At 73.0% G+C, this 21003-nt stretch carries 24 protein-coding genes; 16 read left to right on the top strand and 8 right to left on the bottom strand.

The annotated features are described in order from the left end of the window. Positions 1-89 precede the first annotated feature (89 nt). The 9 genes from FV227_RS12640 to coaA all read left to right on the top strand — a co-directional run bounded on the left by FV227_RS12640 (position 90) and on the right by coaA (position 6517). Positions 90-965 (top strand): S-methyl-5'-thioadenosine phosphorylase, encoded by an 876-nt coding sequence (locus tag FV227_RS12640; RefSeq protein ID WP_147725804.1) that lies wholly within the window; start codon positions 90-92, stop codon positions 963-965. An 88-nt stretch (positions 966-1053) separates the two neighbouring features. Then, the gene (gene hisB / locus FV227_RS12635) at positions 1054-1641 is read left to right on the top strand and encodes an imidazoleglycerol-phosphate dehydratase HisB (RefSeq protein WP_147725803.1); all 588 of its coding nucleotides are present in this window, start codon (positions 1054-1056) and stop codon (positions 1639-1641) included. Positions 1642-1728: 87 nt separating this feature from the next. Further along, positions 1729-2208, top strand: coding sequence for a DUF2628 domain-containing protein (locus FV227_RS12630; protein ID WP_147725814.1), 480 nt, complete (start codon positions 1729-1731; stop codon positions 2206-2208). 22 nt (positions 2209-2230) lie between these two features. Continuing rightward, a complete protein-coding gene (hisH, locus tag FV227_RS12625; RefSeq protein WP_147725802.1) occupies positions 2231-2893 on the top strand; it encodes an imidazole glycerol phosphate synthase subunit HisH in 663 nt (220 codons plus the stop codon). 44 nt (positions 2894-2937) lie between these two features. Next, complete coding sequence (gene hisA, locus FV227_RS12620; protein ID WP_147725801.1) at positions 2938-3684, top strand: 1-(5-phosphoribosyl)-5-[(5-phosphoribosylamino)methylideneamino]imidazole-4-carboxamide isomerase; 747 nt, start codon at positions 2938-2940, stop codon at positions 3682-3684. Between the two features lie 37 nt (positions 3685-3721). After that, entirely contained in the window at positions 3722-4207 is a 486-nt protein-coding gene (locus FV227_RS12615) for a DUF29 domain-containing protein (protein WP_147725800.1), read from the top strand. 11 nt (positions 4208-4218) lie between these two features. After that, positions 4219-4995 carry an imidazole glycerol phosphate synthase subunit HisF gene (gene hisF / locus FV227_RS12610; RefSeq protein WP_147725799.1) on the top strand — a complete coding sequence of 259 codons (777 nt, stop codon included), beginning with the start codon at positions 4219-4221 and terminating at the stop codon, positions 4993-4995. A 191-nt stretch (positions 4996-5186) separates the two neighbouring features. Beyond that, the gene (locus tag FV227_RS12605) at positions 5187-5510 is read left to right on the top strand and encodes a phosphoribosyl-ATP diphosphatase (RefSeq protein ID WP_147725798.1); all 324 of its coding nucleotides are present in this window, start codon (positions 5187-5189) and stop codon (positions 5508-5510) included. Next, positions 5507-6517, top strand: coding sequence for a type I pantothenate kinase (gene coaA, locus FV227_RS12600; protein ID WP_147725797.1), 1011 nt, complete (start codon positions 5507-5509; stop codon positions 6515-6517). The genes FV227_RS12605 and coaA overlap by 4 nt, the downstream gene beginning before the upstream one ends. Positions 6518-6525: 8 nt before the next feature. Here coaA and thpR read toward each other — a convergent pair whose 3' ends face one another. Beyond that, positions 6526-7065 (bottom strand): RNA 2',3'-cyclic phosphodiesterase, encoded by a 540-nt coding sequence (gene thpR, locus FV227_RS12595; protein ID WP_147842691.1) that lies wholly within the window; start codon positions 7063-7065, stop codon positions 6526-6528. A 2-nt stretch (positions 7066-7067) separates the two neighbouring features. Further along, the gene (locus tag FV227_RS12590) at positions 7068-7718 is read right to left on the bottom strand and encodes an arylesterase (RefSeq protein ID WP_147725795.1); all 651 of its coding nucleotides are present in this window, start codon (positions 7716-7718) and stop codon (positions 7068-7070) included. 207 nt (positions 7719-7925) lie between these two features. Here FV227_RS12590 and FV227_RS12585 point away from each other — a divergent pair, with 207 nt between their 5' ends. The 3 genes from FV227_RS12585 to FV227_RS12575 all read left to right on the top strand — a co-directional run bounded on the left by FV227_RS12585 (position 7926) and on the right by FV227_RS12575 (position 12229). Next, complete coding sequence (locus tag FV227_RS12585; protein WP_147725813.1) at positions 7926-8618, top strand: ABC transporter ATP-binding protein; 693 nt, start codon at positions 7926-7928, stop codon at positions 8616-8618. Next, the gene (locus FV227_RS12580; RefSeq protein ID WP_147859054.1) at positions 8618-11188 is read left to right on the top strand and encodes an FtsX-like permease family protein; all 2571 of its coding nucleotides are present in this window, start codon (positions 8618-8620) and stop codon (positions 11186-11188) included. The genes FV227_RS12585 and FV227_RS12580 overlap by 1 nt, the downstream gene beginning before the upstream one ends. A 273-nt stretch (positions 11189-11461) precedes the next feature. Next, positions 11462-12229 carry a Bax inhibitor-1/YccA family protein gene (locus FV227_RS12575; protein WP_147727233.1) on the top strand — a complete coding sequence of 256 codons (768 nt, stop codon included), beginning with the start codon at positions 11462-11464 and terminating at the stop codon, positions 12227-12229. 285 nt (positions 12230-12514) lie between these two features. Here FV227_RS12575 and FV227_RS12570 read toward each other — a convergent pair whose 3' ends face one another. Continuing rightward, positions 12515-12889, bottom strand: a complete 375-nt coding sequence (locus tag FV227_RS12570) for a DUF2794 domain-containing protein (RefSeq protein ID WP_147727234.1) — start codon at positions 12887-12889, stop codon at positions 12515-12517. Positions 12890-13303: 414 nt separating this feature from the next. Here FV227_RS12570 and bluB point away from each other — a divergent pair, with 414 nt between their 5' ends. Beyond that, positions 13304-13951 (top strand): 5,6-dimethylbenzimidazole synthase, encoded by a 648-nt coding sequence (gene bluB, locus FV227_RS12565; protein WP_147727235.1) that lies wholly within the window; start codon positions 13304-13306, stop codon positions 13949-13951. 173 nt (positions 13952-14124) lie between these two features. Next, the gene (locus tag FV227_RS12560) at positions 14125-14640 is read left to right on the top strand and encodes a L,D-transpeptidase (RefSeq protein WP_147727236.1); all 516 of its coding nucleotides are present in this window, start codon (positions 14125-14127) and stop codon (positions 14638-14640) included. 20 nt (positions 14641-14660) lie between these two features. Here the strand turns inward: FV227_RS12560 and FV227_RS12555 are convergent, their stop codons facing one another. Continuing rightward, positions 14661-14969: a cupin domain-containing protein gene (locus FV227_RS12555; protein WP_147727237.1), complete on the bottom strand. Its 309-nt coding sequence runs from the start codon at positions 14967-14969 to the stop codon at positions 14661-14663. Between the two features lie 78 nt (positions 14970-15047). Further along, complete coding sequence (locus FV227_RS12550) at positions 15048-15299, bottom strand: DUF1674 domain-containing protein (RefSeq protein ID WP_147859053.1); 252 nt, start codon at positions 15297-15299, stop codon at positions 15048-15050. A gap of 78 nt (positions 15300-15377) precedes the next feature. On the opposite strand from FV227_RS12550, the gene FV227_RS12545 reads away from it, so the two are divergent. Both FV227_RS12545 and panD read left to right on the top strand, forming a co-directional pair. Continuing rightward, positions 15378-16808 (top strand): RsmB/NOP family class I SAM-dependent RNA methyltransferase, encoded by a 1431-nt coding sequence (locus FV227_RS12545; protein ID WP_147859052.1) that lies wholly within the window; start codon positions 15378-15380, stop codon positions 16806-16808. Between the two features lie 139 nt (positions 16809-16947). Next, the gene (gene panD / locus FV227_RS12540) at positions 16948-17409 is read left to right on the top strand and encodes an aspartate 1-decarboxylase (protein WP_147729911.1); all 462 of its coding nucleotides are present in this window, start codon (positions 16948-16950) and stop codon (positions 17407-17409) included. A gap of 57 nt (positions 17410-17466) precedes the next feature. Here the strand turns inward: panD and FV227_RS12535 are convergent, their stop codons facing one another. The 3 genes from FV227_RS12535 to lnt form a co-directional block, all read right to left on the bottom strand. After that, a complete protein-coding gene (locus FV227_RS12535; RefSeq protein ID WP_147844555.1) occupies positions 17467-18039 on the bottom strand; it encodes a YgjV family protein in 573 nt (190 codons plus the stop codon). A gap of 173 nt (positions 18040-18212) precedes the next feature. Continuing rightward, positions 18213-19358 carry an MFS transporter gene (locus FV227_RS12530; protein WP_147859058.1) on the bottom strand — a complete coding sequence of 382 codons (1146 nt, stop codon included), beginning with the start codon at positions 19356-19358 and terminating at the stop codon, positions 18213-18215. Between the two features lie 44 nt (positions 19359-19402). Continuing rightward, the gene (gene lnt, locus FV227_RS12525) at positions 19403-20989 is read right to left on the bottom strand and encodes an apolipoprotein N-acyltransferase (RefSeq protein WP_147859057.1); all 1587 of its coding nucleotides are present in this window, start codon (positions 20987-20989) and stop codon (positions 19403-19405) included. Positions 20990-21003: the final 14 nt, after the last annotated feature.

The raw sequence follows: 21003 nt of genomic DNA, 5'->3' as shown, positions 1-21003 counted from the left end.
AGGTCACGCCCCTCACCCCACCCCTCTTCCCATGGAGAGGGAGCCCCGCAGCGGCTCCTACGCGCCACCTTCGACAACGGACGATCGACATGACGGCAGCGGTGCTCGGTGTGATGGGCGGGTCGGGGGTCTACGACCTGCCGGGGCTCGAGGACGTGCGCGAGGAGCGGGTGGCGTCGCCCTGGGGCGAGCCGTCCGACGCTCTGCGGATCGGGCGCATCGGGGACACCAAGGTGGTGTTCCTGGCCCGCCACGGCCGCGGGCACCGCCTCTCCCCGTCCGGCATCGACTACCGCGCCAACATCGACGCGCTGAAGCGGGCCGGCGTCACCGACCTCGTCGCGCTGTCGGCCTGCGGCTCGTTCCGCAACGAGCTGCATCCGGGCCTGTTCGTGCTCGTCGACCAGTTCGTCGACCGGACGGTGGGGCGCGCGTCCTCGTTCTTCGGGAACGGCTGCGTCGCCCACGTCTCGCTCGCCCACCCGGTCGGCCCGAACCTGCAGAAGCGCATCGCGAACGCGGCGGAGGCGGAGGGGATCGCCGTGCATCGCGGCGGCACCTACGTCTGCATGGAGGGGCCGCAATTCTCCTCGCTCGCCGAATCGAAGAGCTACAAGGCGCAAGGGTTCGACGTGATCGGCATGACCAACATGCCCGAGGCCAAGCTCGCCCGCGAGGCCGAGATCACCTACGCCACCATCGCGATGGTCACCGACTTCGACTGCTGGCATCCGGGCCACGACGCGGTCGACGTGGCCTCGGTCGTCGCGGTGGCGCGGGCCAACGCCGACAAGGCCGCCCGCCTCGTGGCGCGGCTCGCCCGCGACCTGCCCGCGACCCGCGAGGATTGCCCGGCCGGCTCGCACCGGGCGCTCGACGGCGCGATCATGACGGCGCCGTCCCACCGCGACCCGGACCTGCTGGCCAAGCTCGACGCGGTGGCGGGGCGCGTGCTCAAGGATTGAGCCGAGCCCTTCCCCCGGCGACGGCTTCCGCACTAGAAGGCACGAAAGCCGGCCGCGTCGGCCCGGCGAACGAACACTCACGAAGACCATGCGCAGCGCCAGCATCAGCCGGAAGACGGCGGAGACCGACGTGTCGGTCTCGATCGACCTCGACGGCACCGGCAAGGCCGGGATCGCCACCGGGGTCGGCTTCCTCGACCACATGCTCGAGCTGTTCGCCCGGCACGGCCTGTTCGACGTCGAGGCGCGGGTGACCGGCGACCTGCACGTCGACCAGCACCACACGGTGGAGGATTGCGGCATCGCGCTCGGCCAGGCCTTCGCGAAGGCGCTCGGCGACAAGCGCGGCATCGCCCGCTACGCCGACATCCACATGCCGATGGACGAGACGTTGAGCCGGGTCGCGATCGACATCTCGGGCAGGCCGTTCCTGGTGTTCCGCACCGCCTTCCGCGTCGAGAAAATCGGTGCCTTCGACACCGAGCTGGTGCGCGAGTGGTTCCAGGCCTTCGCCATGAACGCCGGCATCACGCTCCACGTCGAGACGTTCTACGGCGACAACGCCCATCACATCGCCGAGAGCTGCTTCAAGGGGCTGGCCCGCGCCTTGCGGAAGGCCGTCGCGGTCGATCCCCGCGAGGAGGGACGCGTTCCCTCGACCAAGGGTTCGCTCTAGGCGAGGATCGCGGACGGCCGTCGCGGCGGGCTCGCGCAGCCGCCTCCGGCGTTCCGCCGACAGGAAAGGGAAGGGGTCGCCATGAGGATGCGCAGCTACACGCTCCATCTGCCGCACGAGGCCCGCTCCGGCGAGGCGCACGACCTCGACCGGGCGCAGCTGGTGCCGGACGGGTTCTCGTGGGCGGCCTTCGCCTTCTCGGTGCTGTGGTTCCTCTATCACCGCCTCTGGCTCGCAGCCCTGCTGGTGCTGGCCGGGCTCGGCGCCACCGCGCTCGTCGGCTACGGCCTCGGCCTGTCGCCCGCCGCCGGCACCGCGATCACGCTGCTGGTCCTGGTGCTGATCGGGCTCGAGGCGTCCTCGCTCCGGCGCTGGACGCTCGCCCGCAACGGCCGGCCGGCGCGCGACGCGGTGGTGGCCTTCAACGCCGACGAGGCCGAAGCCAAGGCGATGACGCGCTGGCTCGACCCCGCCCCCGCGCCGACCGTCCGGGCCTCGACCGCGTTCGCGGGCAACCGCGCGGCCGAGCCTGTGATCGGCCTGTTTCCCGCGCAGGGCGGCCGGTGAGCGTCTTCGAGGAACAACGACCGTGAGCGCCGAGACCGTCGCGATCATCGATTACGGGTCGGGCAACCTGCACTCGGCGGCCAAGGCCTTCGAGCGGGCGGCCCGCGAGGCCGGGCTGCCGGAGACCCGCATCGTCGTCACCGGCGATCCGGACGCGGTCGCGCGCGCTGACCGGATCGTGCTCCCCGGGGTCGGCGCCTACGCCGATTGCCGCCGCGGGCTCGACGCCGTCCCCGGCCTCGTGGCGGCGATGACCGATGCCGCCATCGGGTCGGGGCGTCCCTTCCTCGGCATCTGCGTCGGCATGCAGCTGATGGGAACGCGCGGCCTCGAATACGAGACCACGGAAGGCCTCGGCTGGATCTCCGGCGACGTCGGCCCGATCCGGCCGTCCGACCCCACGCTCAAGATCCCGCACATGGGCTGGAACACCCTGACGCCGTCCCGCGACCATCCGCTGCTCGACGGCATCCGCACCGGGCCGGACGGGCTGCACGCCTACTTCGTGCACAGCTTCGCCCTGAAGGCGGATCGCCCGGACGAGGTCGTCGCCGAGGCGGCCTACGGCGGTCCCGTCACCGCGATGGTGGCGCGCGACAACCTCGCCGGCACCCAGTTCCACCCGGAGAAGAGCCAGCATCTCGGGCTGGCCCTGCTTGCGAACTTTCTGCGCTGGCGGCCGTAACCGCCGCGCCCTCCGTCGAACGATCAGAAGAAACGAGCGTCCGCGTGATCCTGTATCCGGCCATCGATCTCAAGGAAGGACACTGCGTCCGCCTCGTGCAGGGCGACATGGCCCAGGCCGTGGTGTTCAACGACGACCCGGCGGCGCAGGCCCGGGCCTTCGCCGAGCAGGGCTTCTCCTGGCTCCACGTGGTCGACCTCGACGGTGCCTTCGCCGGGGCGCCGATGAACGCGGCCGCCGTCGACGCGATCCTCGCCCAGGTCGACATCCCGGTGCAGCTCGGGGGCGGCATCCGCGAGATGCGCACGCTGGAGGGCTGGCTCGAGAAGGGCGTCGCCCGGGTGATCATCGGCACGGCGGCCGTGCGCGACCCGGCCTTCGTCCACGAGGCGGCGCGGCGCCATCCCGGCAGGATCGCGGTGGGCATCGACGCCAAGGACGGGCGCGTCGCGGTGGCGGGCTGGGCCGAGACCTCGAGCATGACCGCCGAGGACCTCGGCCGCCGGTTCGAGGATGCCGGCGTCTCGGCGATCATCTACACCGACATCGCCCGCGACGGCATCCTGAAGGGCCTCAACATCGAGATGACGGTGGCGCTCGCCGAAGCCGTGAGCATCCCGGTGATCGCGTCGGGCGGCCTCGCCTCGATCGAGGACGTGCACCGCCTGCTCGAGCCCGATTGCGCGATGCTGGCCGGTGCGATCACGGGGCGCGCCCTCTACGACGGCCGCATCGACCCGCGCGCGGCGCTGTTCGCGATCAGGGCGGCGCGCGGAGGCGGCGCTTCGTGATAGGCTCGCCCGGTCAAGGGTTTGCCGGGAGGCGGCGATGACGGCTTCGGCGAAGGCGGCGCGACCGGCCGAGACCGGGACGGCCTACGCGGACGACTTCTACACCTGGACGCAGGAGCAGGGGGCACGCCTCCGGGCGGGCGACCTGACCGGCCTCGATCGGGAGAACCTCGCCGAGGAGATCGAGAGCTTGGGTCGCAGCCAGTTCAGCAGCCTCGTCGGCGCGTGGCGCATCGTCCTGCTGCATATGCTCAAGTGGGATCACCAGCCATCGCGACGGACGCGAAGCTGGGTGATCTCGATCGCGACGCATCGGGTGGCTGCGGCCGACGAGCTGGCGGACAGTCCCGGCCTGAAGAGCCGTCGGGTGGAAGCGATGGAACGCGCCTACCGCCGCGCCCGTCTCGAAGCGGCTGACGAGACCGGCCTTCCGCTGAAGACCTTTCCCGAAACCTGCCCCTACACCCACGACGAGATGCTCACGCGTCCCTTCGCGATCGACCCCGACGACACGACCGCCTGAAGGCTCCCAGCGTGCTCAAGACCCGCATCATCCCCTGCCTCGACGTCAAGGACGGCCGCGTCGTCAAGGGCGTGAAGTTCCTCGAGCTGCGCGACGCGGGCGATCCGGTCGAGGCGGCCAAGGCCTACGACGCGGCCGGGGCCGACGAGCTCTGCTTCCTCGACATCACCGCGAGCCACGAGGCGCGCGGCACCCTGCTCGACGTGGTGAGCCGCACGGCGGAGGCCTGCTTCATGCCGCTCACCGTCGGCGGCGGCGTGCGCGCGGTCGCGGACGTGCGCGCGCTGCTGCTCGCCGGCGCCGACAAGGTCGCGATCAACACCGCGGCCGTGAACGATCCCGACCTCGTCGCTCGGGCCGCCGAGAAGTTCGGCGCGCAATGCGTCGTGGTGGCGATCGACGCCAAGCGCACCTCCGCGCCGGGCGAGCCGGACGCGTGGCAGATCTTCACCCATGGCGGCCGCACCCCCACCGGCCTCGACGCGATCGCCTTCGCCCGCACGGTGGCGGCCAAGGGAGCGGGCGAATTGCTCGTCACCTCCATGGACCGGGACGGGACGCGCTCGGGCTACGACCTCGCGCTGATCCGCGCCGTCGCCGACGCGGTGACCGTGCCGGTGATCGCCTCGGGCGGCGTCGGCGGGCTCGACGACCTCGTGGCCGGCGTCGCCGAAGGCCATGCCAGCGCGGTGCTCGCGGCCTCGATCTTCCATTTCGGGGAAGCCAGCGTCGCCGAGGCCAAGGCGCACATGGCGGCGGCCGGCCTCGCGATGCGGCTGGACGCCTGACCCGAGATCGGGAAGACGCCGGGGGCCGCGGCCGGATCCGGCACCATTTTTCCGACAATTCCACCCGCCCGTCGCGCAAATGCGGGTGGCGAGGCGCTGCTGTGCCGGCTCCCGTCTTGCCCGGCGCCCGCCGTTGACGCAGGTTCCGGCGACGGCATCGTCGTTTCCGAACCCTGCCGCACGGGTCCTCTATGTCCGCCTACACCCTCGACGACCTCGCCCGCCTGGTGGCGAGCCGCGCCGGCACCGCGCCCGACCAATCGTACACGGCCAAGCTGCTCGCGGGCGGCCCGGCCAAGGCCGCCAAGAAGCTCGGCGAGGAGGCGGTGGAGGCCGCCATCGCCGCGGTGCAGGGCGACAAGACCGGGCTGACCAACGAGGCGGCGGACGTGCTCTACCACCTCGTGGTGCTGCTGCGCGCCGGCGGCGTCGAGCTCTCCGCGGTGATGGCGGAGCTGGAGCGCCGCACGGCGCAGAGCGGCATCGCCGAGAAGGCGTCGAGGCCGCCGGCATGAAGGCGGCCGCGCTCGCCGCCGGCCAGACCCCGGTGACGGGGCAGAACCCGGTCACCGGCGACGGGTCGGAGCGGCTGTCGCCCTACCGCCTGTTCAGCCGCGAATCCTGGGCGCAGCTGCGCGCCGACACGCCGCTGACGCTGACGCAGGAGGACATCGAGCGCCTGCAATCGCTGAACGACCCGATCTCGGTGGAGGAGGTGGTCGCGATCTACCTGCCGCTGTCGCGGCTGCTCGCGCTCTACGTCGCGGCGAGCCAGGGCCTGTTCAAGGCGACCCAGCGATTCCTGATGGCCGAGCGCGAGACCAAGGCGCCCTACATCATCGGGCTCGCCGGATCGGTGGCGGTGGGCAAGTCGACCACGGCCCGCGTGCTCGCCGCGCTGCTCGCGCGCTGGCCGAACACCCCGAAGGTCGACCTCGTCACCACCGACGGGTTCCTGCTGCCGAACGCCGCGCTCGCCGCGCAGGGCATCATGGACCGGAAGGGATTTCCCGAGAGCTACGACACCGCCGCCCTGCTGCAGTTCCTGCACGACGTGAAATCGGGCCGGAAGCGCGTCACCGCTCCGCTCTACTCGCACCTCGTCTACGACCGGGTGGACGGCGAGGAGCGGGTGGTCGAGAGCCCCGACATCCTGATCGTCGAGGGCCTGAACGTGCTGCAGCCGGCCCGCCTACCGCGCGACGGCACCGCGATTCCGTTCGTCTCCGACTTCTTCGACTTCTCGATCTACCTCGACGGGCACGAGGACGATCTGCACCGCTGGTACGTGATGCGCTTCATGCGCCTGCGGCAGACCGCGTTCCGCGACCCCCGCTCGTATTTCCGCAAGTACGCCGAGGTGCCCGAATCGGAAGCGCTCGCCATCGCCGACCGGCTGTGGACGACGATCAACCTGCCGAACCTGCGCGACAACATCCTGCCGACCCGCCAGCGCGCCAGCCTGATCCTGGCCAAGGGCGCGAGCCACCGCATCGAGAGCGTCGCGCTGCGGCGGTTGTAGGACCCCGCTCAGGCGAACGGAAACGCCGCCTCCGCGACATAGGGCCCGCCCCCGGTCGAGTCGCGCGCCGAGTACAGCACCACCTGCGTCGCGGAAAAGCGCAGCGGCGTGAAGATCGGCGCCTGCGACAGGTACATCGCCACCGCCTCGGGCGTGGCCTCGCGGCGCAGGCGCGCCAGCGTCACGTGCGGCACGAACCTGCGCCGTTCCGGCTCGGCGCCCGCCCGGCGGATCAGGCGCTCCTGCTCGGCCTGGAGGTCCATCAGATCGGCGTTGGCGGCGACGCTGGCGAGCAGCGCGCGCGGCTTGTCGCCGCCGAACACCGAGAGGCCGTCCAGCACCACCTCGAGCGCCGGCCGCGCCCGCATCTCCGACAGCGCCTCGACCGCGTCCTCGGCAAGCGCGACCGGCACGTTGCCGAGGAAGCGCAGGGTGACGTGGTGATCCGACGGCTCGATCCAGCGTGCGCCCTGCAGGCCGCCGCGGAACGGCGCCAGCCCGGCGGCGATCTCAGGCGGGAGGCCGAGCGCCGTGAACAGGCGCGGCATCGCTAACGAGCCCCGGCCGGGAGCCGCCCGAGGAAGGTCTCGACCGAGGGCAGGATGCCGGCCACGATCACGTCGACGCCCTTGGCGTTCGGGTGGAGCCCGTCGTCGAGGGTGTAGGCGCGGTCGCCGACCATGCCGGCCATGAAGAACGGGTACAGCACGAGGTCGTAGGTCCGGGCGAGATCCGGGTAGATCGCGTCGAAGCGCGCGACGTAGTCGGGCCCGAGGTTGGTCGAGGCCCGCATGCCGGCGAGCAGCACCGGGATGCCGCGCGCCTTCAGCCGCGTCACGATCGCCTCCAGCGCCTTCCGCGTCACGGCGGGATCGGTGCCGCGCAGCATGTCGTTGGCGCCGAGCTCCAGGATCACCCCGTCGGTGCCGTCGGGCACCGACCAGTCGACCCGGTCGAGGCCGTTGGTGGCGGTCTCGCCCGAGACGCCGGCATTGGCGACCGTCACCGTCCGGCCTTTCGCCGCGAGCGCCCGCTCCAGCACCGCCGGGAAGGCGGAGCTCGCCGGAAGGCGGTAGCCCGCGGTGAGGCTGTCGCCGAGCGCGACGAGCCGGATCGGCTTCGATTCGGGCTTCGGATCCGCCTTGGCCGGCGCGAGGCCCGCCATCGACAGGACCAGCCCCGCTGCGGCAAAGAGCGCCATCAGCGCCGCCCTGCGCCGGCCATCATGGCGTGGCTCCGTCGCGCTCGCCATATCGGGCCCGCGCGCATCGCCCGGCACGGGTCGTGCCGGAGCGCACCGAACGTTCGTCCGCCAACCGTGATCTCCGTCCCGCATGTTCGCCATCCGCCACAGATCGGCTCGACCGTGACCGCCGACAACCCCTCTCCCGGCAAGACCTCGCCTGCCATGTCCGCGTCCGGGACGCCAGCCATCGCTCTCTCTGGCATCGACCTCAGCCTCGGGCGGGGGGCCGCCCGCGTCCACGTGCTGCGCGGCATCTCGCTCGACGTCGGCCGCGGCGAGGCGGTCGGCCTCGTCGGGCCGTCGGGCTCCGGCAAGTCGACCCTGCTGATGGTGATGGCGGGCCTCGAGCGGCCCGATGCCGGCGCGATCCGGATCGAGGGCACCGACCTCGGCGCCCTCGACGAGGACGCGCTCGCGCGCTTCCGCGGCCGGCGGATCGGCATCGTGTTCCAGGCCTTCCACCTCGTCCCGACGATGACCGCCCTGGAGAACGTCGCCCTGCCGCTGGAGCTGGCCGACAAGCCGGACGCCCATGCCCGCGCCCGGCGGGAACTCGAAGCCGTCGGCCTCGGCCACCGGCTGCACCACTACCCGGCCCAGCTCTCGGGCGGCGAGCAGCAGCGCGTCGCCATCGCCCGCGCCGTGGCACCGGACCCGGCGATCCTGGTCGCCGACGAGCCGACGGGCAATCTCGACGAGGCGACCGGCCGCCAGATCGTCGACCTGCTGTTCGCGCTGAAGCGCGACCGCGGCGCGACGCTCGTCCTCGTCACCCACGATCCGGGGCTCGCCCGCCTCTGCGACCGCACCGTGCGCCTGCGCTCGGGGCGGATCGAGGAGCCGGTGGCGGCCTGATGCACGGCACCCTCTCCCAGCCCCGGCCGACGCCCGCCTCGCGCCTGCCGCTGACCCTGCGCCTCGCGCTGCGCGAGCTCCGCGGGGGCTTGCGCGGCTTCGCCGTGTTTCTCGCCTGCATCGCGCTCGGCGTCGCGGCGATCGCCGGGGTCGCCTCGATCTCGCGCTCGCTGTCGGACGGGCTCGGCCGCGAGGGCAAGCGCATCCTCGGCGGCGACCTCAGCTACAGCCTGATCAACCGCGAGGCGACGGAGCCGGAGCGCGCGGTGCTCGACGCGCAGGGGCGTGTCGACGTGGTCGCCTCGCTCCGCGCCATGGCGGTGGCGGGCGAGGGCGCGGCGCTGGTCGAGCTGAAGGCGGTCGATGCCGGCTACCCGACCGCCGGAGAGCTCGTCACCGAGCCGCAGGCGCCCCTCGCCGACCTGCTGGCCGAGCGTGACAGGATCGACGGCGCGCTCGCCGACCCGGCGCTGCTGACCCGCCTCGACCTCAAGGTCGGCGACCGGATCACGCTCGCCGGCCGGCCCTTCGCCATCCGCGCGACCCTCGTCTCGGAGCCCGACAAGATCGCCGGCGGCATCGGCTTCGGGCCGCGGCTGATCGTGTCGCAAGATGCGCTGCGCCGCACCGGCCTGGTCCAGCCGGGAAGCCTTAACCGCTGGAGCTACCGGCTGCTGCTGCCCGGCGCCGACGATGCGGGCCTCGACGCCGCCGCCGCCCGGATCGCGGCGGCCGCTCCGCAGGCCGGCTGGGAGATGCGGGCGCGCACCAATGCCGACCCGCGGTTCTCCAAGAGCATCGAGCGCTTCACCCAGTTCCTGACGCTGGTCGGCCTCACCGCGCTGATCGTCGGCGGGGTCGGCGTCGCCAACGCCGTCAACGCCTTCGTCGAGCGCAAGCGCCCCTCGATCGCGACCCTGAAGAGCGTCGGTGCGCCGGGCTCGAAGGTCGTCGCCTTGTACCTGACGCAGGTGATGCTGATCGCCGGGCTCGGCACGGCGATCGGGCTCACTGTGGGCGCCGCGCTGCCCTTCGCCCTCGACGCGCTGTTCCGGGACAGCCTGCCCCTGCCGCTGAACCCGACGCTGGCGCCCCTCGAGCTGCTCCAGGCGGCGGCCTACGGGCTCCTCACGGCCCTGGCCTTCGCGATCACGCCCCTGGGGCGCGCCCACGACGTCCCGGTCTCGGGGCTGTTTCGCGACGCCGTCGACCCGGCAGCCAGCGGCATCCGCCCGCGCTACCGGGCGACCCTGGCGCTGGCGCTCGCCGCCCTGGTGGGGCTCGCCGTCGGCACCGCCTTCGACCGGCGCGTGGCGCTGATCTTCATCGCCGCCGCCGGCCTCGCCTTCGGCCTGCTGCGGCTGGTCGCGGTCGGCGTGATGGCGCTCGCCCGCCGGCTGCCGCATCCGCGGCGGGCCGCGCCGCGGATGGCCTTGGCCAACCTCCACCGCCCCGGCGCCCTGACGCCGGCCATCGTCCTCTCCCTCGGCCTCGGCGTGACCCTGCTGGTGACCCTGAGCCTGATCGACGTGAACGTGCGCCGCACCATCTCGGCGACCCTTCCGGCGCGCGCGCCGAACCTGTTCTTCCTGGACATCCCGGCCGCCGATTCGGGCGCCTTCCACGACTTCCTCGCGCGCCAGGCGCCCAGCGCCAAGATCGAGCGGGTGCCGATGATGCGTGGCCGCATCGTGGCGCTGGACGACGTCCCGGCCGAGAAGATCCGCCCGCCGGAGGACGCCGCCTGGGTCCTCGACGGCGACCGGGGCATCACCTACGCCGAGGACGTGCCAGAGGGCTCGACGCTCACCGCAGGCACGTGGTGGAACGCGGAACAAGCCAGGACGCCGCTGGTCTCGTTCGAAGCGGATCTCGCGAAAAACCTCGGCCTCAAGGTCGGCAGCCGCGTCACCGTCAACGTGCTCGGGCGGAACCTCACCGCCACCATCGCCAACCTGCGCAAGGTCGAGTGGCGCAACCTCGGCATCAACTTCGTGATGGTGTTCTCCCCCGGCACCTTCCGCGGCGCGCCGCACTCGGACCTGGCGACGCTCACCCTGCCCGGGGGCACCGACGGCGCGGTCGAGAACCGGATCCTGCGCGACGTCGCCAAGGCGTTCCCCTCCGTCACCAGCGTACGGGTGAAGGACGCCCTCGATGCCGTCGGCGACCTCGTCGGCCGGCTGGTGCTGGCGATCCGCGGCGCGAGCGCGGTGGCGGTGCTGGCGAGCCTGTTCGTGCTGGCCGGCGCCATCGCCGCGGGGCACCGGGCGCGGCTCTACGACGCCGTGGTGCTGAAGGTGCTCGGCGCGACCCGCGGACGGCTGCTGGCCGCCTACGGCCTCGAATACGGGGCGCTCGGCCTCGTCACCGCCCTGTTCGGGCTGCTCGCCGGCACGCTCGCCGGCTGGGTGATCGTCACCCGGGTGATGCGCCTCGACTTCGTCCTCGACCTGTCGGGGGCGTTGGCGGCGGCCGCGGCCGCGGTGGTGCTCGCCGTGGTGCTGGGGCTCGCCGGGACCTGGCGCATCCTCGGCCAGAAGCCTGCACCGTACCTGCGGCAGTCGTGACCCTTGCGTATCCCCCGCGTGAGCTTGCCGCGATCGTGAACGACGGCATCGGGAGCCGTCGGCGAAGTAGCAGCGAACTTTAATCCCAGACTTCGTGAACAAATTTCACCCGCGGGGATTCATCGAAAGCGCTTTTTCAAGCTCTGCCGGGCTCTTGTGCGGGGCGGCCGAAAGCAACATATTCCGACACGAGGCGCTCGATGGCGCCAGAGGTCCCCTGCGTGGGCCTCGTCTCAAACACCACGCACGAGCGAGCCTTCCGAGGTCACTCCCATGGCATTCGACAACTCTCCCTTCCGCTACGGCGCCCAGGCGCCGTCGCAGGCCGGCACCCAGGTCGCGTTCGACCAGGGCCTGCGGACCTTCATGCTCGGCGTCTACAACAACATGGTCGTCGGGCTCGGCATCTCCGGCCTCGTCGCGCTCGGCCTCAACATGGCCGCCACCACCGCGACCGCGAGCGGCCGCCTCGCCCTGACCCCGTTCGGCCAGACGCTCTATAACAGCCCGCTCAAGTGGGTTCTGATGTTCGCCCCGCTCGCCTTCATCCTGGTCTTCTCGATGCGGATGGACCGGATGTCGGCCTCGTCGGCGCGGACGATGTTCTTCGCCTTCGCGGCGGTGATGGGCGCCTCGATGTCGACGCTGCTGCTGGTGTTCACCGGCGCCAGCGTGGTGCGGGTGTTCTTCATCACCTCGGCGACCTTCGGCGCGCTGAGCCTCTACGGCTACACCACCAAGCGCAGCCTCTCGGGGATGGGCTCGTTCCTGATGATGGGCCTGATCGGCATCATCATCGCCTCGATCGTCAACATCTTCCTGGCCTCGTCGGCGCTGCAGTTCGCCGTCTCGGTGCTCGGCGTGCTGATCTTCGCGGGGCTCACCGCCTACGACACCCAGAAGCTGAAGGAGATGTATCTCTCCAGCGGCTTCGACGGCGAAGCGGCGGCCAAGATGTCGGTCAACGGCGCGCTGACGCTGTACCTCGACTTCATCAACATGTTCCAGTTCCTGCTCTCGCTCCTCGGCGACCGCCGCTGAGCGAAAACGGACCGGACGAACGAAGAAGGCCCCGGCGGAAACGCCGGGGCCTTCTTCGTTCCGGGGGAGCTACGCTTACGCCGCGCCACTTCCCCCAGCGGGCAATGTCCGCCCTGCGCAGCCCCGGGATGACGGGGAGGGTCCGGAAAAGGAATCTGAAGATGTGCGAGGCCGATCGCCTGCCCGGGGGAAGGCCCCCCCGCGCCGCGATCCGGGCGCGCAGCGAGCGTACCATCGGCCAAGACGGCACCGGACGAAGGATCGCCGCGCAGAAATCCGAACGCTTCACACGGCCCGCAGGGGCTTCTCCAGCACCGCGAGCACGCGGGCGAGGTCGGTGCCGCGCTTGAGCACCACGCCGGTGGCGGCGACCACGGCGTAGGCGCCCTGGCGGCGCGCGAGCTTCGGGTCCTTCTCGATCCGGTAGAGCGGCATCTCGGAGGTGCGGCGGTAGATCGAGAACACCGCCTTGTCGCGGCGGAAGTCGAGGGCGTAGTCGCGCCACTCCCCCTCCGCGACCCGGCGGCCGTAGAGGTTGAAGATCGTGCGCAGCTCGTGCCGATCGAACGCGATCTGCGGGGCGGTGGATGGGCTCGGGAAGGGGACCACGCGGGCCGTCGAATCGTCTGTCCGGATCTCGCCGCTCGTCCGCTCGGTCATCGTTCCTCCGCCGTCGGCCTGCCGCCGTCGTCTTGCCGTCAGCCGCTGAGGATGGGCCTCGGGTGGCCGGGCCGCAAGAGTCCCGCGGCGGCGATCCGATTCGTTGCGGACGGGACACGCACAAGAAACAAATGCCGCGCTTTCGCCCCGATCGCGCCTTTCCCGAGCCGCGTTGCGGCGCGACAACGAAGGCCGAACCCTCGTCGGGTCGTGCCCGTCGACGCCCGAATCCCGAGCTCCCCAGCCCTCGGGCGTCACCGGATCCCACGACGCGACATCCCAGAGGTTTCGAGACCCAAGGACTTCAGGCCGCCCGCGAGGGCGGCCTTTTTTTGTGCCCGCCCGGCCCGTTCGATCTCCCCGGGGCCCACGGGCAGCGGGAAGGCGCAAAACCCGCTATGAGGCGGACCGACCATGACCGACCCCCGCCCGCCCCGCTTCGACGACGACTTCCGGCAGGCGCTCGACGACCTGTTCGCGTGGCGCCGCGACGTGCGCCGCTTCCGGCCCGACCCGGTGGACGAGGCCCTGCTCCGCCAGAGCCTGGCGGCGGCCCATCGCAGCCCTTCCGTCGGCAACAGCCAGCCGTGGCGCTTCGTGCGCGTCGCCGACCCCGAGCGCCGCGCCGGCGTGGTCGCGAGCTTCGAGCGCTGCAACGCCGATGCGGCCCTGCGCTACGCCGACGCCCGCCAGGCGCAGTATCGCGCCCTGAAGCTCGCGGGCCTGCGCGAGGCGCCGGTGCACCTGGCGGTCTTCTGCGACGAGGCGACCGAGGCGGGCCACGGCCTCGGTCGCGCGACCATGCCGGAGATGCTGCGCTACTCCGTGGTCGGCGCCGTGCAGACCTTCTGGCTCGCCGCCCGCGCCCGCGGCCTCGGCACCGGATGGGTCTCGATCCTCGAGCCGGCGCGCATCGCGGCGCTGCTGGACGTGCCGGGCAGCTGGCACCTCGTCGCCTACCTCTGCGTCGGCTGGCCCGTCGAGGAGCATGCCGACCCCGAGCTCGTCCGCCACGGCTGGCAGGCCCAGGACGCGACGGCGCTGGATCTGATCGAGCGGTAAAGCAGATCTTTCGACGGACGATCGCCTTTATCACGATCAAGCCCGGCGCTTTTTACCGTCTTCCCCGAAGACGGTGAGCAAGCCCGCAGTCGTCGCAGGATGAGCTGGAACGCCGAGCTTGGCCGTGGATTATTGCTGCAGCGAACGGTCACGCTTTGCAGGAAGATCCCAAGATGTCGGTCAGGAAGTACGTGTCCACGAGCCTCGGCGGCGCGCTGCTGGCCGGTCTCGTCGCGGGGGCGCCGGCCCTGGCACGCGAGGTGGTGCCGTTCTCGGACGGGGTGATGCCGGGCTCGGTGGTGATCAGCGTCTCGCAGCGCCGGCTCTACCTCGTGAACGGCGACGGAACCGCGATCCGCTACCCCGTCGCGGTCGGCAAGCCGGGCAAGCAGTGGTTCGGCACCAAGTCGATCGACGGCAAGTACGTGCAGCCGGCATGGTCGCCGCCGAGCGAGGTCAAGCGCGACAACCCGCGCCTGCCGAACCTGATCGCCGGCGGCTCGCCGCACAACCCGATGGGCGCCGCCGCGATGACGCTGTCGGGCGGCGAATACGCCATCCACGGCACCAACCGCCCGAGCTCGGTCGGCACCTGGGCCTCCTACGGCTGCATCCGGATGTACAACCAGGACGTGGTCGACCTCTACGACCGCGTCTCGGTCGGCACCCCGGTCTACGTGACGCACTGAACGCCCCGGAGCCCGCGGGATTAGGCGGCGGGCGGGGCCGTCGCCTCGATCGCCGTGAAGGTCTCCAGGATGTGGTAGGTGTGCGCGATGCCGGCCGGCACGCAGTAGGAATCGCCGGGCTCCAGTGCGACCGTCCGGTCCTCGAGCACCAGCTTGGCCCGGCCGGCGATCACGTAGCCCACGGTCTCGTGCTCCGAGGTGGTGCTCGGCTTGTCGTCGGTCGGCGGCTCGTCGCGCCACATCCGCATGGCGACCAGCGCGCCCTTCGCGAGCGCGATCTCGCCGTCGGCGCCGCTTGGCGCATCCTTGCTCGATACCTTGGTCGCCATCGGGTCCCTCGTCTCGCCGTATGCTTCGCGAGCCCAACAGCGGGCCGGCACGGTCGTTCCGGCCGGCGAGGCGCGACGTCAGAAGTCGACGGCGAGCCCCTTCACCTCCCAGTCGTCGTAGCGGACCGGCTCCAGGCCGCCGCGCCCGAGGCGCTCGGGGGCGGCCGAGACCGCGGCGGCCCGCGCGTCGATCGCCCTGCGGCGCTCGGCCGCCTCCGCCAGGGCGCGCGCGGCCGCCGGGGTGAGGGGACGGGGGGCGGTCCCGCCGCCGTCCTCGACGTGTTCGGTCCGGGCTTCGTCGGTCCCGTCGCGGCTGGTTTCACCTTGCATCGGACTCGCTCAAGTGGGAGGGCATCGGGGTCCGGCGGCAGCACGCCGGCACGAAGGGTCTTTCAGGAAGTGGCATCCATGGGCAGAGGGCGCAACGCGTCCGGGCCGGCGCGGGCGGCGGGCGCGACCAAGGGTCCGCGCCCGGGGCCGAAATCGCCGCCGAAATCCGCACCGGAGGCGGTCGAGGCGGACGTCGCCGGCCTCGCCGCGCGCCGGGTGGCGCACGCCGTCGTCGCCGACCTGCTGGGCAAGAACCGCGCCCTCGCCCTGGAGGATGCGCTGGCCCAGGCGTCCCGCGTCGCGGGGCTCGACGCCGGCGATGCCGGTCTGGCGCGGGCCATCGCCACGGTCACCTTCCGCCGCCTCGGCTTCCTCCGGCGCGCGCTCGCCGCGCGGATGGAGCAGGGCCTGCCCGAGGACAAGCCGCGCCTCGTCGCGCTGCTCGCCACCGGCGCCGCCCAGATCCTCGACCTCGCCGTTCCCGACCATGCCGCGGTCGACCTCGCGGTGCGCCTGGCCAAGGCCGATCCGCAGGCGCGGCATCTCGCCGGCCTCGTCAACGCGGTGCTGCGCCGGGTCGTGCGCGAGCGCGAGGCGATCCTGGCCGAATGCGACGACCCGCTCGAGGCCAACACCCCGGATTGGCTGGCCGCGCGCTGGCGCGAGGCCTACGGGCCGGAGAAAGCCGCCGCCATCGCCCGCGCGCACCTGGCCGGCGCCGCGATCGACCTGACGCTGAAGGGCGAGGCCGGCGACTGGGCCGAGCGCCTCGGCGCGGCGGCGCTGCCCACCGGCTCGCTCCGGCTCGGCGACCTGCGGGTGCCGGTCTCCGAGCTTCCCGGCTTCGCCGATGGCGCGTGGTGGGTGCAGGATGCCGCCGCCGCGATCCCCGCGCGGCTCCTCGGCGCGCAGCCCGGCGAGCGCATCGCCGACCTCTGCGCCGCGCCGGGCGGCAAGACCGCGCAGCTCGCGAGCCGGGGCGCCGTGGTGACCGCGCTGGACCGTTCGGCCCCGCGCCTGGAGCGCTTGTCCGAAAACCTCGCCCGGCTCGGGCTGACCGCCGAGGTGGTCGTCGGCGACGCGCTCGCCTTCGAGCCCCCAAAGCCGTTCGACGCGGTGCTGCTCGACGCGCCGTGCTCGGCCACCGGCACGATCCGCCGCCATCCGGACGTCGCCTGGACCAAGACCGAATCCGACCTGATCCGCCTGCACCTCCTCCAGGCGCGCCTGCTCGACAAGGCCGCGACCCTGGTGCGGCCGGGCGGGCGCCTCGTCTACTGCACCTGCTCGCTGGAGCAGGAGGAGGGCGAGCGCCAGGTCGCCGCCTTCCTGAAGCGCAACGCCGCGTTCGAGCGGGTGCCGGTGCGGGCGGACGAGGTCGGCGGCGTCGACGGCGTGATCAACGCCGACGGCGACCTGCGCACGCTCCCGGCCGACCTCGAAGGCTCGGACAGCCGGCGCGGCGGCCTCGACGGCTTCTTCGCGAGCCGGCTGCGGCACAAGGGGTAGCGCGGGGGGCAGGGGAGCGTCCCGACCGGCCGATTGCCACGCAGGCATGCGCCGCCGTAGGAAGCGCGACGCGACCGCCCCGACTCGGAGGTGCGGCCGCGCATCGCCGGGCCGACGTCGCCCGGCTCGGGGGAGCATGATGCAGAGCTTCGTTCGGGCCAAGCTGCACGGCATCCGCGTGACGGGCGCCGACCTGAACTATCACGGCTCGATCACGCTCGATGCCGACCTCTGCCGCGAGGCGGGGCTCGATCCGCTCGAATTCGTCGAGATCTGGAACAAGATGTCGGGGGCGCGGATCAGCACCTACGTGCTGTACGGCCCCGCCGGCTCGCGCTGCTGCGTCCTGAACGGCGCCGCCGCCCGCACCTGCCAGGTCGGCGACGAGGTCATCATTGCCTCGGCGAGCTACGGCGGCGTCGACGACGTGATCGCCCACAAGCCGCGCGTGCTGATCTTCGGCGACGGCAACGCCGTGGTCGACCGGGTCGTCTACGACGTATTCCGCGACGACGAGGGCCGGCTCGACATGCGCATCCTCGAAGCGGAGACGGGCGCCGAGGAGCCGCCGCGGGTGGCGACCCACATCCGCGTGGCGTGAGCGTCGCGCCCCCTCGGGACGGAGGAGGGAAGCGGCGTCGCCCGCCGCGGCGCGGCCTCAGGTGGCGGGGAGCGCCCGCGGCGCCGGGCGCCGCTGATGCCGGACCAGCGACAGGGCCAGCCCCGACAGGGTCAGCAGGTCGCAGGTGAGCCCGAAGACCGAGCCGACGAGGCCGTTGTGGACGGCCCAGCACAGGCTGGCGCCGAGGAAGAGGCGCCGCATGCCCTGCGGATCGCCCTGGAGGCGGGCAGCCGTCGCCAGGAGGGCGCCGAGCCCGGCGCAGGCCGACGGCCAGCCGGACCAGGTCGCCAGCGTCGTCCCGGCGGCGACCAGCGTCGTCGCGGCGAAGAGTGGTGCCACCCAGGCGGCACGGCCCGCGGGCCCGATCGCCTGCGCCGAGACGAGGTTCTGCAGCAGGGCGATGGCGCACATCGCCGTGCCGGTGAGCGCGCCGAGATGCAGGTAGTGCAGGCCGAAGGCGGCGGCGCATCCGGCCGAGGCGAGAAGCATCCCGCGCCGATGCGGCAGGATCCCGGCGGCGAAGCCGAGCAGCAGGCCGAGGGTTCCGAAGAGGTCGAGATGCGGCTTCGCCGCGGCCCATCCGCTCAGGGCCAACGTCATCAGGGTCATGGTCCGCGCCCGGTCGGCGCGGAAGCGCGCCGCACTGGCGGCAGGCGCTAGGTCGTCATGGTAACCGGTCGGTTAACGGGCATTTCGGGTGCCCGCCCCCGTCGCTGCGGCGCAACCGCAGATCACCGCGTGGGGCGGCGCGGGCGGGACCCTCCGACGGGGGCCGGAAGCCTCTACGCCGTGCCGGCGGCTCGGGCCGCCGCGCCGACCGCCCGGTCGCGCCCGGCGCCCATCCCGGCGACGCCCGCCGCCGCGATGATCGTCGCGAACAGGGCGGCCGGGAGGACCCAGCCGTCGGTGGCGTCGTGGGCGAGGCCGAAGCCGAGGGGGCCGAGCGAGGCGAAGACGTAGCCGATCCCCTGCGCCATCGCCGAGAGGGCGCCGGCCGAGGCGGCGTCGCGGGTGCGCAGGACGAGGAGGCTCAAGCCCAGCCCGAAGCAGCCGCCGATGCCGAGGCCGAGGAGCCCGGAGGCGGGGAACCGCAGGCTCTCCGGTCCGAAGGCGAGGACGAGGAAGCCGGTCAGCGTCGCGGCCAGCACCGCGACGATCCAGCCGCGCTGGTCGCGCACGCGCGCGGCCAGCATCGCCACGACGAGGGCGCCCGGCGCCTGATGCAGCGTCACCACCGAGGCGACGAGGCCGGCATCCAGCGCCGGGAGCCCGCGCCCCTGCAGGATCGCCGGCAGCCAGCCGAACAGCACGTAGGCGAGCGAGGATTGCAGGCCCATGAAGGCGGTGACCTGCCAGGCCAGCGGATCGCGCAGGAGCCGGCCCGGCGCGGCCGCCGACGACCGCTCCGGCACGGCCCGGCTCAACGGTGCCCAGGCGAGGGCGGCGACGACCGCCGGCAGCGCCCAGACCGCGAGCGCCAGCGGCCAGCCCCGGCCGATCGCCTGCTCCAGCGGCACCGCGAGGCCGGCGCCGGCGGCGGCCCCGAGGCAGAGCGTCATGGTGTAGAGCCCGGTCATCGCCCCGGCGCGGCCGGGGAAGTCGCGCTTGACCACGGCCGGCAGCAGCACGTTGGCGAGCCCGATGCCGAAGGCGGCGACCGCGGTGCCGGCGAACAGCGCCGCGACACCGCCGAGGCCGCGCAGGGCCAGGCCGGCCGCGACCACGACGATGCCGAGGAGCACGCCGCGGTCGGCGCCGAGCCGTCGCAGGATCAGCGGCGTCAGCGCGCAGGCGAGGCCGAGGCAGAGGACGGGGAGGGTGGTCAGCACCGCGGCCCCCGCCGCGGAGAGACCCGTCGCCGCGCGGATGGACGAGAGCAGCGGCCCGACGGTGCTCAGCGCCGGGCGCAGGTTGAACGCCACCGCCATCAGGCCGCAGGTCAGCAGGAGGGGCGGGATGCGCCGCGCCGCCCTCACGCGAGCCGCCGGGCCCGGAGGGCGCCCGCGAGGCAGGCGGCGAGCATCGCCGCGAAGGGCCAGTCGCCGGCCCGGCCGTAGAGGGTGCCGCCGAGGATGCGGACGGGCAGGTCGGCATCGAGCACCGCCTCCTGCTCGATCGGCAGCTGCGCGACGACGCGCCCGTGCGCGTCGATCACCGCCGAGATCCCGGTGTTGGCGTCGCGCACCAGCGGCAGGCCCTCCTCGACGGCGCGCAGGCGGGCCTGCGCCAGGTGCTGGCGCGGGCCAGGCGTGTCGCCGAACCAGGCGTCGTTGGTCACGTTCAGGATCAGGCCGGGGGGCCGATCGGCGGCGGTGGCGCCGGCCGGCAGGATCGCGCCGGGGAAGATCGCCTCGTAGCAGATCGTCGCCGCCACCGGCGGCAGGCCCGGCACGTTGAGGATGCGCTGGCCGGCGAGCGTCCCGGCCGAGAAGCCGCCCGGCACGGCCACGAACTGGCGCAGGCCCACCGCCCGCAGGGCCGCGTCGAGGGGCGCGGGCAGGTACTCGCCGAACGGCACGAGGTGGACCTTGTCGTAGCTGTCGACGATGCGGCCGCCGGGCTCGATCGCCATGATCGCGTTGAAGTAGCGCAGGCGCTCGCCGGGCAGCGGCTCCTCGGCGCGGGCCGCGCCGGTGATCAGGTGCTGGCCGGGCTCCAGCCCGGCGCCGACCTGCGCCATCGCCGCGGGATCGCGCTGGATCAGGAACGGGAAGGCCGATTCCGGCCAGAGGATGTGCGTCGGCGCCGCCTCGCCGGCCTCCGGCGGGCGCCGGCTCAGCTCGACGTAGCGGTCGACGATGTCCTGCCGGTTCTCGGGGCGGAACTTCGCGTCCTGAGGCAAGTTCGGCTGCACCAGCCGCAGGCGCACCCCGGCGACGGTGGGGTCGGGATCGGGCCCGACCCGCTCCGCGCCGTGGAGCGCCATGGCGGCCAGCACGATCGCGGCGGCGGCCGTCGGGCCGAGGCGGCTGCGCGGATGCGAGCCGGTGGCGAGCGTCGCCGGCGCGGCGCAGACGAGGACGGCGAGCAGCGTCAGGCCGTAGAGCCCGACGAGGGAGGCCGACTGCATCAGCCAGAGGTTCTGGCCGAGCGCCATGCCGAGGGTGTTCCAGGGGAAGCCGGTGAAGACGTGCCCGCGCACCCACTCGGCGCCCGCCAGCCCGAAGGCGAGGCCGGCGATGCGCGCCGGGCCGCGGACCCAGAGCAGGCCGGCGACGGCGAAGCCCGCGGCGTAGAACAGCCCGAGCGCCAGCGGCAGGCCGACGACGCCGAGCGGCAGCGCCCACAGGAACTCGTCGGCCTCCACGAGGAAGGCCGAGCCGAGCCACCACAGCCCGGCGAACAGGTAGCCGAAGCCCCAGGCCCAGCCGACCAGCGCGCAGGGGCGGAGCCGGGCGGCGACCGTGCTGCGCGAGCCCGCCGCCCCGTCCACCAGCCAGACCGCGACGACGAGGGACACGGCCAGCGCGGGCAGGAGGCCGAAGGGCGGCATCGCCAGCGCGCCGACGCTGCCGGCGAGGAAGCTCAGGGCGAGCCGGCGCCAGCCGCGCAGCAGCATGACGCCGTTGGCCA

The organism is Methylobacterium sp. WL119 (assembly GCF_008039875.1).
GTDB lineage: Bacteria > Pseudomonadota > Alphaproteobacteria > Rhizobiales > Beijerinckiaceae > Methylobacterium.
This window is presented reverse-complemented; position numbering and strand designations above follow the sequence as displayed.